We start from the raw sequence: 14,081 nt of genomic DNA on the forward strand, positions 1-14,081 counted from the left end.
GTCAGGAGGCGAGTGCGCGGCGGACCTTGGCGAGGAGTTCGGCCTCGTCGACCGGTTTGGCGAGGTAGTCGTCCGCGCCGGCCGCGAGAGCGCGGGAGCGGTCGCCCGGCATCGCCTTGGCGGTGACGACGATCACCGGCAGCCCGGCGCGGCCGGGGAGCGCCCGGATCTCCTCGATCGCCTGGTAGCCGTCCATGCCGGCCATCATGATGTCCATCAGGACCAGCCGGACCTCGTCGTGCCCGTCGAGCAGTTGGAGCGCGCGGTGGCCGCCGTCGGCGGTGAGCACCCGCAGTCCGTGCGCCTCCAGGACCTGGGTGAGCGCGAAGACGTTGCGCTTGTCGTCGTCCACCACGAGCACGGTCGCGCCGGACTCCTCGGTCCCGGCCGCGCTCGTGGGCGCCTGGTCCGCGGCGGCGGACGCGCCCGGCGCCCCCGGGGCGGCGGCCGTGCGGGGCGCGGTGCGCTCGGGCAGGTGGAAGGTGAAGCTGCTGCCGCGGCCCGGGGTGCTCTCGACCGCGAGGGTGCCGCCGAGCAGGGTGGCGACCTCGCGGCTGATGGACAGGCCGAGGCCGGTGCCCCCGTACTCGCGGGCGGTGGTGCCGTCGCCCTGCTGGAAGGCGTTGAAGATGTGCTGGAGGCGGTCGGCGGGGATGCCGACGCCGGTGTCGGCGACCCGGAAGGCGAGGACCGGCCGGCCGTCGCGCAGCGCCGCGGGGATCTCGTCGGGCGGGGTGTGCGCGATGGTGAGCGTGACCCCGCCCTCCTCGGTGAACTTCAGCGCGTTGGAGACCAGGTTGCGCAGCACCTGGCGCAGCCGCGCCTCGTCGGTCGTGAGGTGGGCCGGCACGTCCGGGGCGACGGTGACGGTGAAGTCGAGCCCCCGCTCGTCCGCGACGGGGCCGAAGGTCGCCTCCAGGTACTCCAGGAGCTGCGACAGGGCGAACGGTTCGCGCCGCACCTCCATCTTGCCCGCCTCGACCTTGGACAGGTCGAGGATGTCGTTGATCAGCTGGAGCAGGTCGGAGCCGGCCGAGTGGATGACCTCGGCGTAGTCGACCTGCTTCTCCGTCAGGTTCCCGTCGGGGTTCTGGGCGAGCAACCTGGCCAGGATCAGAAGGCTGTTGAGCGGGGTGCGCAGCTCGTGGCTCATGTTGGCGAGGAACTCGGACTTGTACATCGAGGTCCGCGAGAGCTGCTGGGCCCTGGTCTCCAGCTCCTGGCGGGCCTGTTCGATGACCCGGTTCTTCGACTCGATGTCCTCGTTGCGCTCGGCGAGCAGCTCGGCCTGCTCCTGCAGCTCGGCGTTAGAGCGCTGGAGTTCCCGCTGGCGCGCCTGCAACTCCTGGGTGCGCGAGCGCAGTTCGTCGGCGAGGCTACGGGACTGGGCGAGCAGCTCGTCGGTGCGCAGATTGGCCACCAGCGAGCTGAGGACGGCGCCGGCGCTGGTGACGAAACGGCTGAGGAAGTCGTGGTGGAGGGCGGTGAAGGGGTGCAGCGAGGCGAGCTCGACGGCCCCGAGCACCTGGCCCTCGACGACGATCGGCAGGACGACGAGCGCGGCCGGATCGCCGGATCCGACGGCGGAGGAGACCGTGGCGTACCCCGGGGGCACGGGCTCGACGAGCAGGGCGCGCCGGTCGCGGGCGGCCTGCCCCACGAGCCCCTCGCCGACCCGGAACCTGCGCGGCGGCCCGGAGGGCAGCCCGTAGGAGGCGGCGAGCACCAGACGGGCTCCGTCCGGGCCCTCCTCGGCCTCCTCGGGGTTCTCGACCACGAAGAACGCGCCGTACTGGGCGGAGACCAGCGGCGGCACCTCGACCATGATCAGTTCGGCGATCTCCGGCAGCGAACGGGTGCCCTGGAGCAGCCCGGTGATCCGGGCGAGGTTCGTCTGGAGCCAGTCCTGTTCCTCGTTGGCGCGGGTGGTGGCGCGCAGCGACTCGACCATCGCGTTGATGTTGTCGCGCAGTTCGCCGACCTCGCCGGGCGCGTCGACGGTGATGGAACGGGTGAGGTCGCCCTCGGCGACCGCGCTGGTCACCTCGGCGATGGCCCGCACCTGTCGGGTCAGGTTCCCGGCGAGCCCGTTGACGTTCTCGGTCAGCCGCATCCAGGTGCCGGAGACGCCCTCCACCTCCGCCTGGCCGCCGAGCTTGCCCTCGGTGCCGACCTCGCGGGCCACCCGGGTCACCTCGGCGGCGAACGAGGACAGCTGGTCGACCATGGTGTTGATGGTGGTCTTGAGCTCCAGGATCTCGCCCCGGGCGGCCACGTCGATCCGGCTGGTCAGATCGCCCTGGGCGACGGAGGTGGTGACCTGGGCGATGTTGCGGACCTGGTTGGTGAGGTTGTCGGCCATGGAGTTGACGTTGTCGGTGAGGTCCTTCCAGGTGCCGGAGACCCCGCCCACCGTGGCCTGGCCGCCGAGCTTGCCCTCGGTGCCGACCTCGCGGGCCACCCGGGTGACCTCCTCGGCGAAGGAGGAGAGCCGGTCGACCATCGTGTTGATGGTCTCCTTCAGCTCCAGGATCTCGCCGCGCGCGTCCACCCGGATCTTCTGCGTGAGGTCGCCGCGGGCGACGGCGGTGGCGACCTGGGCGATCGAGCGCACCTGTGAGGTGAGGTTGTCCGCCATGGTGTTCACGCCGGTGGTGAGCTCCCGCCACACGCCGCTCGCCCGCGGCTGGCGGACCCGCCCGCCGAGCAGCCCCTGGCCGCCCACCTCGCCGGCGACACGGGTGACCTCCGAGGTGAGCAGGGAGAGCCGGTCGACCATGTCGTTGTAGACCGTCGCGATCTCCCCCAGCGGACCGCCGGAGCCCGGGGAGAGCCGTACGGACAGATCCCCGTCCCGTACGGCGGTCAGCCCGGCGAGCAGCCGCATCAGGCCGCCGTCGGGCGACGTCCCCGGGTCGCGGGGTGTTGCTCCGGGTGCTGCTGCCATGGACGACCTCGTACGCGGAGGGGACGCGGCGTGAGGGGCGGAAGCGGCTGGGCGGGCGTACCCGGGACGCCCCACGCCTCCACTTTAGGCCTGCGGCGCCGTGGGGGCCCGCGGGAGCAGCTCGACCTCGAACCAGACCGTCTTGCCGAGGGGCCCCCGGGGCACCGAGCCCCAGCGGGTCGCGAGCCGCTGGAGGAGGTAGAGGCCGTGCCCCGAGGCGCGGACCGCCCGGTGCGGGCCGTGCGGGCGTGGACGCACCGGGCTGGTGTCGCTGACCTGGACCCACATCGCCGGCCCGCGGCGGTCGAGCCGCAGCTCGTAGGGGACGCCGCCGTGTGTGCAGGCGTTGGTGACCACCTCGGACACCAGCAGCAGGACGTCCTCGGCGCTCTGCGCGCCGGGCGCCCCGGCGGCACCGAACCACTCGTGCAGTGCCCTCCGGGTGAGATCGCGGCAGTGGGCTGCCACGCCGGGCCCCATCGAGAGGTCGTACCGCAGGGAGCGGTCCAGCGCCGAATGCTCCTCTCGGGTGGCCATGTCCTGCGGCTGTCCACGCCTTCTCGTGTCAAACCCACCCAAAGCGGGAATCCTTCTCTCAGGACACTCGTCCCGACGGACCCCCGTCGCAGGCCTCTCCGGCCCGGCGCAGGCCCACTGCCACCGTCGAAGGAGCCTCATGTCCGCGCCTGAGATCCGCACCCCCACAGCACGCCGTCCCTCCGCCGGGGCCGACACGCGCCGCGAGGCGTTGGAAGGACTCCCGGAGGTCGACCGCCCGACCCTGGTCTCCACGGACGACGCGAAGACGCTGTCCGCCGCGCTGCTCGACCGGCTGGCGTCGCTCGAGGAAGGGACGCCGGAGTACGCGTACGTGCGCAACACCCTGGTGGAGCTCAACCTCAGCCTGGTGAAGTTCGCGGCCCGCCGCTTCCGGCACCGGCCGGAGGAGCGCGAGGACATCGTCCAGGTCGGCACGATCGGCCTGATCAAGGCGATCGACCGCTTCGACCCCGGTCGCGGAATCGAGTTCTCGGCCTTCGCGCTGCCGACGGTGGTCGGAGAGATGAAACGTTTCTTCAGGGACACCAGCTGGGCCGTCCGGGTTCCTCGTCGCCTCCAGGAGCTCCGCATCGAGCTGGCCAGGTCGGCCGACCGGCTGGAACAGACGCTCGGCCGCCGCCCCAGCCGCGCCGAACTCGCCGCCCAGCTCCACACCACCGAGGAACAGGTCGCCGAAGGCGAGATCGCGGCCCACGGCTACACCGCCCGCTCCCTGGAGACCACCCTGGCGGACGACGGGGACGCCTCGCTCCTCGGCTCGCGGCACCTCGGCACCGCCGAGCCCTCCTACGAGCTGATCGAGGACCTCGAAGCGCTGAAGCCGCTCATCGCCCGGCTGGACGAGCGGGACCGGCGCATCCTGTCGCTGCGTTTCGGCGAGGAACTCACCCAGACGCAGATCGGCGAGCGGCTCGGCCTCTCCCAGATGCACGTCTCCCGGCTGCTCGCCCGGATCCTCGGCGAGCTCAGGCGGGGTCTGCTGGACGAGGGCGCAGCCACGGCGGCGGCGACGGACGGCTGACCTCCAGCCACACCACCTTGCCCGGCGAGCCGTCGGGCTTGGCCGCCGAGCCCCAGGCCGTCGCGAGCCGGTCGAGCACCATCAGACCGTGCCCGCCGGGCAGCGCGGGCGAGCGGGGCAGGCCCTGCCGCGGGTGCTCCGGGCTCGGGTCCGAGACCTCCACCCGCAGCAGTCCGTCCCCGTGCCGCAGCACCAGTTCCTGCGGGCCGCCCGCGTGCAGGCAGGCGTTGGTGACGACCTCCGACACGAGGAGCAGCACGTCGTCGGCCCGCTCCCGGTCCTCGTCGGTCGCACTCGGCAACCAGCCCCAGTCGGTGAGCGCGGTCGCGGTGAAGTCCCGGCAGCGGGTCACGGCGCCGGTGGCACCGTGCAGGACCAGCCGCCGGATCTGACCCGCGGCCCCGGCCCCGCCCGTGGCCCGGGTGCCTTCCTGACTCGTCATGTCGCCTCCGCCGCCGTCACTCGCCCGGCCGGCGGCCGTCGGCGAGGGCCTCCGCGGCATCCTCGTACACCCGGAAGACCGTGCGCGCGCCGGTGATCTCGAACATCCGGTCCACCGGGGGCCGCAGCCCCGCGAGGTCGAGGCGTCCACCGCCCTCCACCAGCCGCAGCCGCGCCCTGAGCAGCACGTTGAGACCGGTCGAGTCGCAGAAGCGCAGGCCCGAGCAGTCGACGACGATCCGGGAGGACGTCCCGGCGCCGTCGAGGGCCTCCCGGAGGGGGGCCGCCGTGTCGTGGTCCAGTTCCCCCGTCACGGCCAGCACGACCGTGTCGGCCTGCGACCCGGGGCGCGTCAGAACGCCGAGCCGCTGTGTCTCGTCGGCGCGTTCCTCGCGCTTCATCGAGGGCATGAGCGGGGCGCCTCCTTCCCTGCGTGACGGGTTCCTCCATGATCAGGCGAAATCCAGGCTCCGGCGATCCCGGACGATGGTGAAGAGCCGCAGCGTCCCGGTCATCGTGAACAGCTGCCGCAGCTGCCGCGGGACCGGACCCGCCAGGACCAAGGGGTGGCCGGCGAAGTGCGCGGTCACCAGTTCGTGCAGGAACGAGGAGTCGCCGAAGCCGACCTGGGAGATGTCCAGGACCGTGCGGCGCGGCCCCTCGTGGCGGGCCTCGGCGAGCGCCCGGCGCAGACAGCACACGGTGTCCACGTCGAACTCGCCGGTCGCCGAGAGCATCACGGTGTCCGGCGCGGGCGGGGGCTCGCGGACCACCCATGCGTGGCCCGCGGGCGCGCGGTAGGTGCGCGCCTCGCCCCGGACCGGCGGGGGCCCGTCGGTCCCCGGGCCCGGATCGCCCTTCCCGCTCATCACGGCGCCCCCTTCGCGGGCTGCCGAACGGTACGGCCGTACCGTGGAGGCACGAACAGGCGCCTCCACGGAGCGAATGCCCGGAATCGGGGGACGCATACCTCGCCCATATCCGGAATATCCCGCCACGGCCGCGACCACGCGCCGCGGGTGTCAGTCCCGTGCCGTGCCCTCGCGGAACGCGCCCAGGATCCGTTCCGCCGCCAGCGTCGCCGTCAGCTCGCCGTCCCGGACCGCCCGCTCCACCTCGGGGGCGAGCGCCCGGACGGCCGGATCGGCGTGCAGCCGGCCCAGCAGCTCGTCCCGGACCATCGTCCAGGCCCAGTCGACCTGCTGCTCCCGGCGCCTCGCCGCGAGACGGCCGGTGGCGTCGTGGAGCGAGCGGTGCTGTTCCAGCCGCTCCCACACCGTGTCCAGACCGGTCGACTCGCGCGCGCTGCAGCTCAGCACCGGCGGCGTCCACACGGCGTCGTGCCCGTGCATCAGGCGCAGCGCGCCCGACAGCTCGCGGGCCGCCGCGCGGGCGTCCGTGGCGTGCGGGCCGTCCGCCTTGTTCACGGCCACGACGTCCGCGAGCTCCAGGACGCCCTTCTTGATGCCCTGCAGCTGGTCGCCGGTGCGGGCCAGGGTGAGCAGCAGGAAGGAGTCGACCATGTTCGCGACGGCCGTCTCCGACTGCCCGACGCCGACCGTCTCCACCAGGATCACGTCGTACCCGGCGGCCTCCATCACCACGATCGACTCACGGGTCGCCTTGGCGACACCGCCGAGCGTGCCCGCGCTGGGGGAGGGGCGGACGAACGCCGCCGGGTCCACCGCGAGCCGCTCCATCCGCGTCTTGTCGCCGAGGATCGAGCCGCCGGTCCGCGTCGAGGACGGATCGACGGCGAGGACCGCCACCCGGTGCCCGAGGCCGGTGAGCATCGTGCCGAAGGCGTCGATGAAGGTGGACTTGCCCACCCCGGGCACCCCGCTGATCCCGATCCGCCGGGCCCGGCCGCTGTGCGGCAGCAGCCGGGTCAGCAGCTCCTGGGCCAGCGCCCGGTGGGCGGGCCGGGTGGACTCGACGAGGGTGATGGCGCGCGCCACCAGCGCGCGCCGCCCCTCCCGCACACCCTTCTCGTACGTGTCGATGTCGATCGCCATGGGGCTACGAATCGTGCCCCAGGTCGGCCGACAGGCGCCGCACCAGGTCGGCCGCCGCGTCCGGGACGACCGTGCCCGGCGGGAAGACCGCCGCGGCGCCCATCTCCAGGAGGACCGGCACGTCCTGGGGCGGGATGACCCCGCCGACCACGATCATGATGTCCTCGCGGCCCTCCGCGGCCAGCTCCTCCCGCAGGGCGGGAACGAGCGTGAGGTGACCGGCCGCGAGGGACGAGACGCCCACGATGTGGACGTCCGCCTCGACGGCCTGCCGGGCCACCTCGGCCGGGGTCTGGAACAGCGGGCCGACGTCGACGTCGAAGCCCAGGTCGGCGAAGGCGGTCGCGATCACCTTCTGGCCGCGGTCATGGCCGTCCTGGCCCATCTTGGCGACCAGGATGCGCGGCCGGCGGCCCTCGGCCTCCTCGAAGGAGTCGACGAGCGCGCGGGTGCCGTCGACGGACGGGGACTCGCCTGCTTCGTTGCGGTACACGCCGGAGATCGTACGGATCTGGCCCGCGTGCCGCCCGTACACCTTCTCCAGGGCGTCCGAGATCTCCCCGACGGTCGCCTTCGCGCGAGCCGCGCGGACGGCGAGCTCCAGGAGGTTGCCCTCGCCGCCGGCGGCCCGGGTGAGGTCGTCGAGCGCGTCCCGGCAGGTCCGCTCGTCGCGCTCCGCGCGCAGCCGGCGCAGCTTCTCGATCTGCTGGGCGCGCACCGAGGAGTTGTCGACCTTCAGGACCTCGATCTGCTCGTCGCCGTCCACCCGGTACTTGTTCACGCCGATCACCGGCTGCCGGCCCGAGTCGATCCGCGCCTGGGTGCGGGCCGCGGCCTCCTCGACGCGCAGCTTCGGGATGCCCGCGTCGATGGCCTGTGCCATGCCGCCGGCCGCCTCGACCTCCTGGATGTGCTGCCAGGCCCGGCGCGCCAGGTCGTAGGTGAGCCGCTCCACGTAGGCGCTGCCGCCCCACGGGTCGATGACCCGGGTGGTGCCCGATTCCTGCTGGAGCAGCAGCTGGGTGTTGCGGGCGATGCGCGCCGAGAAGTCGGTCGGCAGCGCGAGCGCCTCGTCCAGCGCGTTGGTGTGCAGCGACTGGGTGTGCCCCTGGGTGGCCGCCATCGCCTCCACACAGGTGCGGGTGACGTTGTTGAAGACGTCCTGGGCGGTCAGCGACCAGCCGGAGGTCTGCGAGTGGGTCCGCAGCGAAAGCGACTTGGCGTTCTTCGGGTCGAACTGCTTCACCAGCTTCGCCCACAGCAGACGGGCCGCCCGCAGCTTGGCGATCTCCATGAAGAAGTTCATGCCGATCGCCCAGAAGAACGACAGCCGCGGCGCGAAGGCGTCCACGTCCAGCCCCGCGTCCCGCCCGGCCCGCAGGTACTCGACGCCGTCGGCGAGCGTGTACGCCAGCTCCAGGTCGGCCGTCGCGCCCGCCTCCTGGATGTGGTAGCCGGAGATGGAGATGGAGTTGTAGCGGGGCATGTTCCGCGAGGTGAAGGCGAAGATGTCGGAGATGATCCGCATCGACGGCTTCGGCGGGTAGATGTAGGTGTTGCGGACCATGAACTCCTTGAGGATGTCGTTCTGGATGGTCCCCGCCAGCTTCTCGGCCGGCACGCCCTGCTCCTCGGCCGCCACGATGTACAGCGCGAGCACGGGCAGCACCGCGCCGTTCATCGTCATCGACACCGACATCCGGTCCAGCGGGATGCCGTCGAAGAGCTGCCGCATGTCGTAGATCGAGTCGATGGCCACGCCCGCCATGCCGACGTCGCCGGTGACCCGCGGGTGGTCGCTGTCGTAGCCGCGGTGCGTCGGCAGGTCGAAGGCGACCGACAGGCCCTTCTGGCCGGCGGCCAGGTTGCGCCGGTAGAAGGCGTTGGACTCCTCGGCGGTGGAGAAGCCCGCGTACTGCCGGATGGTCCAGGGCTGGTTGACGTACATCGTCGGGTACGGGCCGCGCAGATACGGCGCGACGCCGGGGTACGTGCCGAGGAAGTCCACGTCCTCCAGGTCGCGCCCGGTGTACAGCGGCTTGACCCCGATGCCCTCGGGGGTCTCCCACAGCAGGTCGTCGCCGCCGGAGGCGCGCTTGAGGGCGGCGCGCCACTCCTCGACGGTGCCCGCGGGTGCGGGGGATCCCAGGCCGATCCCGGTGAAGTCGGGGATTCCCATCAGGACACTCCCATGCGGTCGAGGGTGGCGGAGAGCACGGCGACCGCGTCGCACCCCGCGAAGACGTACGAGTCGACACCGGCGTACGAGGCGGGCCGGCCGGCCAGGGAGACGTGCCCGGCACCGGCCGCGCGCAGCTCGGCGGCGGTGGCCTCGGCCCGCTCCTCGTAGAGGGCGTCGCTGGAGCACAGGCAGGCCTCGGCGGCGCCGCTGTCCTCGAAGGAGCCCTCGGTGACGGGCTCGATGCCGCCCGCCTGGAACAGGTTGGCGGCGAAGGTGAGCCGTGCGGTGTGCGCCGCGGCGGGACCGAGCGCGGCCAGGAAGACCTTCGGCCGGGCACCGGTCGCCGCGAGGTGGGCGTCGGAGCGGGCGCGCAGCGCCTCGAAGGCCTCGTCGCGCCGCACCCGCGGCAGGCCGCCGCCCGGCGCGGCGGGGGCGGGCTCGCGGACCACGGGCTTCTCGCCGAGGTGCGGGAACTCGCTGACGCCGGTGACCGGTTCACGGCGCTTGGCCAGGGCCTCGGAGCGCTCGGCCCAGGTGGCCGCCAGGTCCCCGGCGATCCGGCCCGAGCGCAGCACCGCCGCCTGGCCGCCGTCCCGCTCGATGCCCTGGAAGAACTCCCAGGCCGCCCGGGCCAGTTCCTCGGTGAGCCGCTCCACGTACCAGGAGCCGCCGGCCGGGTCGATCACCCGGGCCAGGTGCGACTCCTCGATGAGGATCGTCGAGGTGTTGCGGGCGATCCGGCGGGCGAAGGCGTCCGGCAGGCCGAGGGCGTGGTCGAAGGGGTGGACGGTGACGGACTCGGCGCCGCCCACGCCCGCGGCCAGCGTCGCCAGCGTGGTCCGCAGCATGTTCACCCACGGATCGCGGGCCGTCATCATCACCGAGGAGGTCACGGCGTGCTGGAGCTGCGCCCCGGCCGCCGGTGCCCCGCAGGCCTCGGCGACCCGGGCCCACAGTCGGCGCGCGGCGCGCAGCTTGGCGATGGTCAGGAACTGGTCCGCGGTGGCGGCGTAGCGGAACTCGAGCTGGCCGAGGGCCTGCTCCACCGTCAGGCCGCCGGCCGTGAGCGCCCGCAGGTAGGCGACACCGGTGGCGAGCGAGGCGCCCAGTTCCTGCGCGGCGGAGCCGCCGGCCTCGTGGTACGGCAGGGCGTCCACCGTCAGGGCACGCAGCCCCGGGTACGACTCGGCGCACAGCCGGGTGAGGGCGACCGTCGCGGGGAAGCCGTCGCCGTCGTACGCGGCGCCGGTCCGGGCCTCGGTGCCGAGCGGGTCGGCGCCCAGGTTGCCGCGGACGGCCTCGGGGGCGATCCCGCGCCGGGCGTGGACGTCGAGCAGCTCGGTCGCGGCCGTCGCGGTCTCCGCGCCGGCGTCCAGGACCACGGGAGCCAGGTCGAGGTACACGTCCTTGAGGACCCGGTCGAGCTCACCGGTCGCGATGCCGTCGGGGCCCACGGCCAGCCACAGCGAAGTGACGCCGTTCTCCAGGTCGGTGAGGACCGCCTCGGGGTCGGCCGCGGTGTGGCGCTGGCGCACGTCCCAGCCGTTCACCGTGTTGCCCTCGGGGCGGCCGGAGCGGACGAAGGGTGCGAACCCGGGCAGACCGGCGTCGGGCGCGGGAGCGTCCGCCGAGCCGTCCGCCGTGTACAGGGGGCGGGCCCGCAGGCCGTCCTCGAGCACGGTGGACAGGACGTCCTCGGCCTCGGTGTCCGGAACGTCCTTGCCCGACCTGCTCAGTACGCCAGCCACGAGGCGCTGCCACTGCGCATGGGTCGCTGCGGGGAATTCGGCGGCCAGCGAAAGGCCGTCGTCAGGCAGCACAGTCATGCTCGGATGCTAGGTCAGCCCCACAAAGGAGCGCAGGGGGAACGGCTGTGACCTTGACCTCCCCTGATCGGCCTTGAACGGCGGGCCGCATCCGTGCTGGCGGCCCCCGCGCACCGGCTCAGTCGGGCGCCCGGTCCAGCTCCTCGTCGAGGGCGATGGCCGCCGTGATGAGCGCCAGGTGCGTGAACGCCTGCGGGAAGTTTCCCAGTTGCTCGCCGGTCGGGCCGATCTCCTCCGCGAAGAGCCCCACGTGGTTGGCGTAGGTGAGCATCTTGTCGAAGGAGTACCGCGCCTCGTCCAGCCGCCCGGCCCGCGCGAGGGCGTCCACGTAGAGGAAGCTGCACAGCGAGAAGGTGCCCTCGCCGCCGCGCAGCCCGTCGGGCGAGGCGGCCGGGTCGTAACGGTAGACGAGGCTGTCCGAGACCAGCTCGGTGCCCATCGCGTCGAGGGTCGACAGCCAGCGCGGGTCCGAGGGCGCGACGAACCCGACGGCCGGCATCAGCAGCAGCGAGGCGTCGAGGACCTCGCTCCCGTAGTGCTGGACGAAGGCCCGGCGGTCCGTGCTCCAGCCGCGCTCCATCACCTGGGTCAGGATCGCGTCACGGGCCGCGGTCCACCCCGCCAGGTCGGCGGGGCGCGCGAAGCGGGTGGCCAGCCGGATGCCCCGGTCGAAGGCGGTCCAGCACATCACCCGGCTGTACGTGAAGTCCTGCTGCCCGCCGCGGGTCTCCCAGATGCCCTCGTCCGGCCGGTCCCAGCGCGTCGCCAGCCAGTCGAGCACGCCCGACACCGCGAGCCAGCCCTCGTGGCCGACCCGGCGCCCGGCGGACCCGCCCTCCCGGGCGAGCCCGAACAGCGCCTCGCCGTAGATGTCGAGCTGGAGCTGCCCGGCGGCGCCGTTGCCCCGGCGCACCGGCGCGGAGCCGCGATAGCCCTCCAGGTGACCGAGGGTCTCCTCGGTGAGGTACGGGTCCCCGTCGACCCGGTACATGATCTGCAGCGGCTCGCCCGTCACCGTCCGCTGCTCCCGCAGCCGCGTCCCCAGCCAGAGCCGGAAGGCGTCCGCCTCCTCCTCGAAGCCGAGCCCCAGCAGGGCGTGGACGGACAGCGAGGCGTCGCGCACCCAGGTGTAGCGGTAGTCCCAGTTGCGCTCGCCGCCGATCTGCTCCGGCAGCCCCATGGTGGCCGCGGCGACCGGTGCGCCGCTGGGCGCGTACGTGAGGAGCTTGAGCGTGATCGCCGACCGGTTCACGGCGTCCTGCCAGCGGCCCCGGTAGCGGCTGCGGTGGATCCAGCGGTGCCAGAAGTCGCGGGTGGCGCGGAACTCCGCCGCCAGCGACTCCCGGTCGGGCGGCGGCGGCACGGCGCCGCCCGCCCCGTCGAGCGTCAGCACGACCGCGGCCGCCTGTCCCTGCCCCAGCTCCACCTCCGCCCGCACGTCCCGCCCGTCCCGCCGCAGCTCCACGGGACCGGCGCCCTGCAGCACCGCCTGCGTCCCCGCGCCCACGAACACGGCCGTGCCGGCGTCCAGGTCCAGCGTGTGCTCGGCCCGCCCGTAGTCGAACCGCGGCCGGCACTCCACGGCGAACCGCACCCGGCCCCGCGGCACCCGCAGCACCCGGACCAGCCGGTGCCGCCCCGTCACCGTCTCCGGCCGCTCCACCGGCATGAAGTCGGCGACCTCGCCGACCCCGTCGGCGGTGAGGAAGCGGGTCACGAGGATCGCGGTGTCGGCGAAGTACAACTGCCGCGTGGTGACGTCCGGAGCGTCGACGGTGACCGAGAAGTGCCCGCCGCGCTCGTGGTCGAGCAGCCCCGCGAAGACGCTCGGCGAGTCGAAGCGCGGCGCGCACATCCAGTCGACCACCCCGTCCGAGGAGACCAGGGCCGCCGTCTGGAGGTCGCCGACCAGACCGTGGTCGGCGATGGGCGGATACCGCCGCATGGGGCACATCGAGCCTCCCCGACCGGAGTACGAACGAGGAGCCGGCCGTGCCCCGAGCCTGGTGGGGCGGGAGGGGGAGGACCAGGCGGGATCGGCCGAACGGGTGAAACGCCAGGGGTGCGTCCTACCGCAGCGGCTCGCTCAGCTCGATCGCGCGCAGGGCCGCGGCCAGGGCCTGCTCGTCCCCCAGGTCGAGGGCCGTGTCCGTCAGCTTGATGACGTGCTCGTCGCCGTGCGCCAGGGCGCGCTCCATGACCTCTCCGGCGGTGAACGTGCCCGGCGGGGTGTACGCGACCGGGGCGTCCGGCGCGTACATCGCGGTCACCGCGGCCGAAGCCGTCCAGGCGGCCCGCAGGCTGGGCACCCAGAGGTCGCGGGGCAGCGCCGGCAGGGTGCGCAGCACGGCGTTGGGAGCCGTCGCCGCGTGGACCAGCATCGTCTCCTCGCCGTGGCCGTGGGTGGCGTACCGGTGGGTGGTCGCCCGGACCAGCTCGGCGAGGAGCCGCCGCGCCTCCTCCGGGTCCGTCACGTCCGCCGCCCAGACCGGCAGGCGCCCGACCCGGGCGAGCCGGTCGGGGAAGCCGCCGTCCCGCTCGGCGATCGGCTCGACCGCGTCGAGGGCGGCCGCGGCCCGCTCGGCGCCGGGCGAGGGGACGAGCCCCTCGACGGGGCGGTGCCGGGCCGCCCAGTAGCCGAGGCCGTGCGCGAGCTCGGCGATCCGCGGCCCGGTGGCCTCGCCCGCGAGGAGGGTGCGCACGGCGTGCCCCACCCGGATCACCGGGTGCGTCGACCCGCCGTACATCCCCGGCAGCAGCCGCGGCCACCACACGGCGAGCACCTCGCGCCACGGCCGCTCGGCGAGCGCGCGCCCGAAGTACCCGATCCAGTCGGCGGCGCGCCGCGGATTCCCCAGGGCGAGCCGCCAGTCGGCGTCCGTGACCGGCGCGACGCCGGCCGGGAACTCCTCCAGCTTCGGCGCGTACCGGTCGAGCCACCGGTGCACCGCCCCCGCCTGCCCCCGCGCGGCGAGCGCCTCCACGGCCATCGGCGCGTGGTTGGTGAGCCGCCCGAGCCGCTCGGGACCGGAGGAGTGCAGCCGCTGAAGCGCCTCGTCGAGCGTGCCTGTCGTATCCATGGGGGGAC

Annotated in this window: 11 protein-coding genes; 1 reads left to right on the forward strand and 10 read right to left on the reverse strand. The window is 73.7% G+C overall.

Annotation, left to right across the window (positions count from 1 at the left end):
- Window position 1: 1 nt before the first annotated feature.
- Window positions 2-2,947 carry a HAMP domain-containing protein gene (locus ACH414_RS19710; protein ID WP_398942655.1) on the reverse strand — a complete coding sequence of 982 codons (2,946 nt, stop codon included), beginning with the start codon at window positions 2,945-2,947 and terminating at the stop codon, window positions 2-4.
- An 84-nt stretch (window positions 2,948-3,031) separates the two neighbouring features.
- Window positions 3,032-3,484, reverse strand: a complete 453-nt coding sequence (locus ACH414_RS19715; protein ID WP_382537358.1) for an ATP-binding protein — start codon at window positions 3,482-3,484, stop codon at window positions 3,032-3,034.
- Between the two features lie 139 nt (window positions 3,485-3,623).
- Here ACH414_RS19715 and ACH414_RS19720 point away from each other — a divergent pair, with 139 nt between their 5' ends.
- A complete protein-coding gene (locus ACH414_RS19720; protein ID WP_391767831.1) occupies window positions 3,624-4,529 on the forward strand; it encodes a SigB/SigF/SigG family RNA polymerase sigma factor in 906 nt (301 codons plus the stop codon).
- Here the strand turns inward: ACH414_RS19720 and ACH414_RS19725 are convergent.
- The 8 genes from ACH414_RS19725 to ACH414_RS19760 form a co-directional block, all read right to left on the reverse strand.
- Window positions 4,474-4,971 (reverse strand): ATP-binding protein, encoded by a 498-nt coding sequence (locus ACH414_RS19725; protein WP_398942658.1) that lies wholly within the window; start codon window positions 4,969-4,971, stop codon window positions 4,474-4,476. The genes ACH414_RS19720 and ACH414_RS19725 overlap by 56 nt on opposite strands.
- Window positions 4,972-4,987: 16 nt before the next feature.
- Window positions 4,988-5,380: an STAS domain-containing protein gene (locus ACH414_RS19730; RefSeq protein WP_382537349.1), complete on the reverse strand. Its 393-nt coding sequence runs from the start codon at window positions 5,378-5,380 to the stop codon at window positions 4,988-4,990.
- 42 nt (window positions 5,381-5,422) lie between these two features.
- Window positions 5,423-5,839 (reverse strand): STAS domain-containing protein, encoded by a 417-nt coding sequence (locus ACH414_RS19735; RefSeq protein ID WP_386570029.1) that lies wholly within the window; start codon window positions 5,837-5,839, stop codon window positions 5,423-5,425.
- A 153-nt stretch (window positions 5,840-5,992) separates the two neighbouring features.
- Complete coding sequence (meaB, locus tag ACH414_RS19740; protein ID WP_391767833.1) at window positions 5,993-6,985, reverse strand: methylmalonyl Co-A mutase-associated GTPase MeaB; 993 nt, start codon at window positions 6,983-6,985, stop codon at window positions 5,993-5,995.
- A 4-nt stretch (window positions 6,986-6,989) separates the two neighbouring features.
- The gene (scpA, locus tag ACH414_RS19745; protein ID WP_398942661.1) at window positions 6,990-9,164 is read right to left on the reverse strand and encodes a methylmalonyl-CoA mutase; all 2,175 of its coding nucleotides are present in this window, start codon (window positions 9,162-9,164) and stop codon (window positions 6,990-6,992) included.
- On the reverse strand, window positions 9,164-10,993 hold the full coding sequence (locus ACH414_RS19750) for a methylmalonyl-CoA mutase family protein (protein ID WP_386570033.1): 1,830 nt from the start codon (window positions 10,991-10,993) through the stop codon (window positions 9,164-9,166). Before ACH414_RS19750 ends, scpA begins: the two co-directional genes overlap by 1 nt.
- 118 nt (window positions 10,994-11,111) lie before the next feature.
- On the reverse strand, window positions 11,112-12,938 hold the full coding sequence (locus ACH414_RS19755; protein ID WP_391767834.1) for a glycoside hydrolase family 15 protein: 1,827 nt from the start codon (window positions 12,936-12,938) through the stop codon (window positions 11,112-11,114).
- A 124-nt stretch (window positions 12,939-13,062) separates the two neighbouring features.
- Window positions 13,063-14,073 carry a questin oxidase family protein gene (locus ACH414_RS19760; RefSeq protein ID WP_398942663.1) on the reverse strand — a complete coding sequence of 337 codons (1,011 nt, stop codon included), beginning with the start codon at window positions 14,071-14,073 and terminating at the stop codon, window positions 13,063-13,065.
- Window positions 14,074-14,081 lie beyond the last annotated feature (8 nt).

The organism is Streptomyces sp. NPDC020422 (genome assembly GCF_044386705.1).
Classification (GTDB): domain Bacteria; phylum Actinomycetota; class Actinomycetes; order Streptomycetales; family Streptomycetaceae; genus Streptomyces.

Bases quoted from the DNA above. Each gene is read 5' to 3' on its own strand.
- ACH414_RS19760 (WP_398942663.1), bottom strand. From the start codon at position 14,073: ATGGATACGACAGGCACGCTCGACGAGGCGCTTCAGCGGCTGCACTCC.
- ACH414_RS19735 (WP_386570029.1), bottom strand. From the start codon at position 5,839: ATGAGCGGGAAGGGCGATCCGGGCCCGGGGACCGACGGGCCCCCGCCG.
- meaB (WP_391767833.1), bottom strand. From the start codon at position 6,985: ATGGCGATCGACATCGACACGTACGAGAAGGGTGTGCGGGAGGGGCGG.
- ACH414_RS19755 (WP_391767834.1), bottom strand. From the start codon at position 12,938: ATGCGGCGGTATCCGCCCATCGCCGACCACGGTCTGGTCGGCGACCTC.
- ACH414_RS19720 (WP_391767831.1), top strand. From the start codon at position 3,624: ATGTCCGCGCCTGAGATCCGCACCCCCACAGCACGCCGTCCCTCCGCC.
- ACH414_RS19710 (WP_398942655.1), bottom strand. From the start codon at position 2,947: ATGGCAGCAGCACCCGGAGCAACACCCCGCGACCCGGGGACGTCGCCC.
- ACH414_RS19715 (WP_382537358.1), bottom strand. From the start codon at position 3,484: ATGGCCACCCGAGAGGAGCATTCGGCGCTGGACCGCTCCCTGCGGTAC.
- ACH414_RS19730 (WP_382537349.1), bottom strand. From the start codon at position 5,380: ATGCCCTCGATGAAGCGCGAGGAACGCGCCGACGAGACACAGCGGCTC.
- ACH414_RS19725 (WP_398942658.1), bottom strand. From the start codon at position 4,971: ATGACGAGTCAGGAAGGCACCCGGGCCACGGGCGGGGCCGGGGCCGCG.
- ACH414_RS19750 (WP_386570033.1), bottom strand. From the start codon at position 10,993: ATGACTGTGCTGCCTGACGACGGCCTTTCGCTGGCCGCCGAATTCCCC.
- scpA (WP_398942661.1), bottom strand. From the start codon at position 9,164: ATGGGAATCCCCGACTTCACCGGGATCGGCCTGGGATCCCCCGCACCC.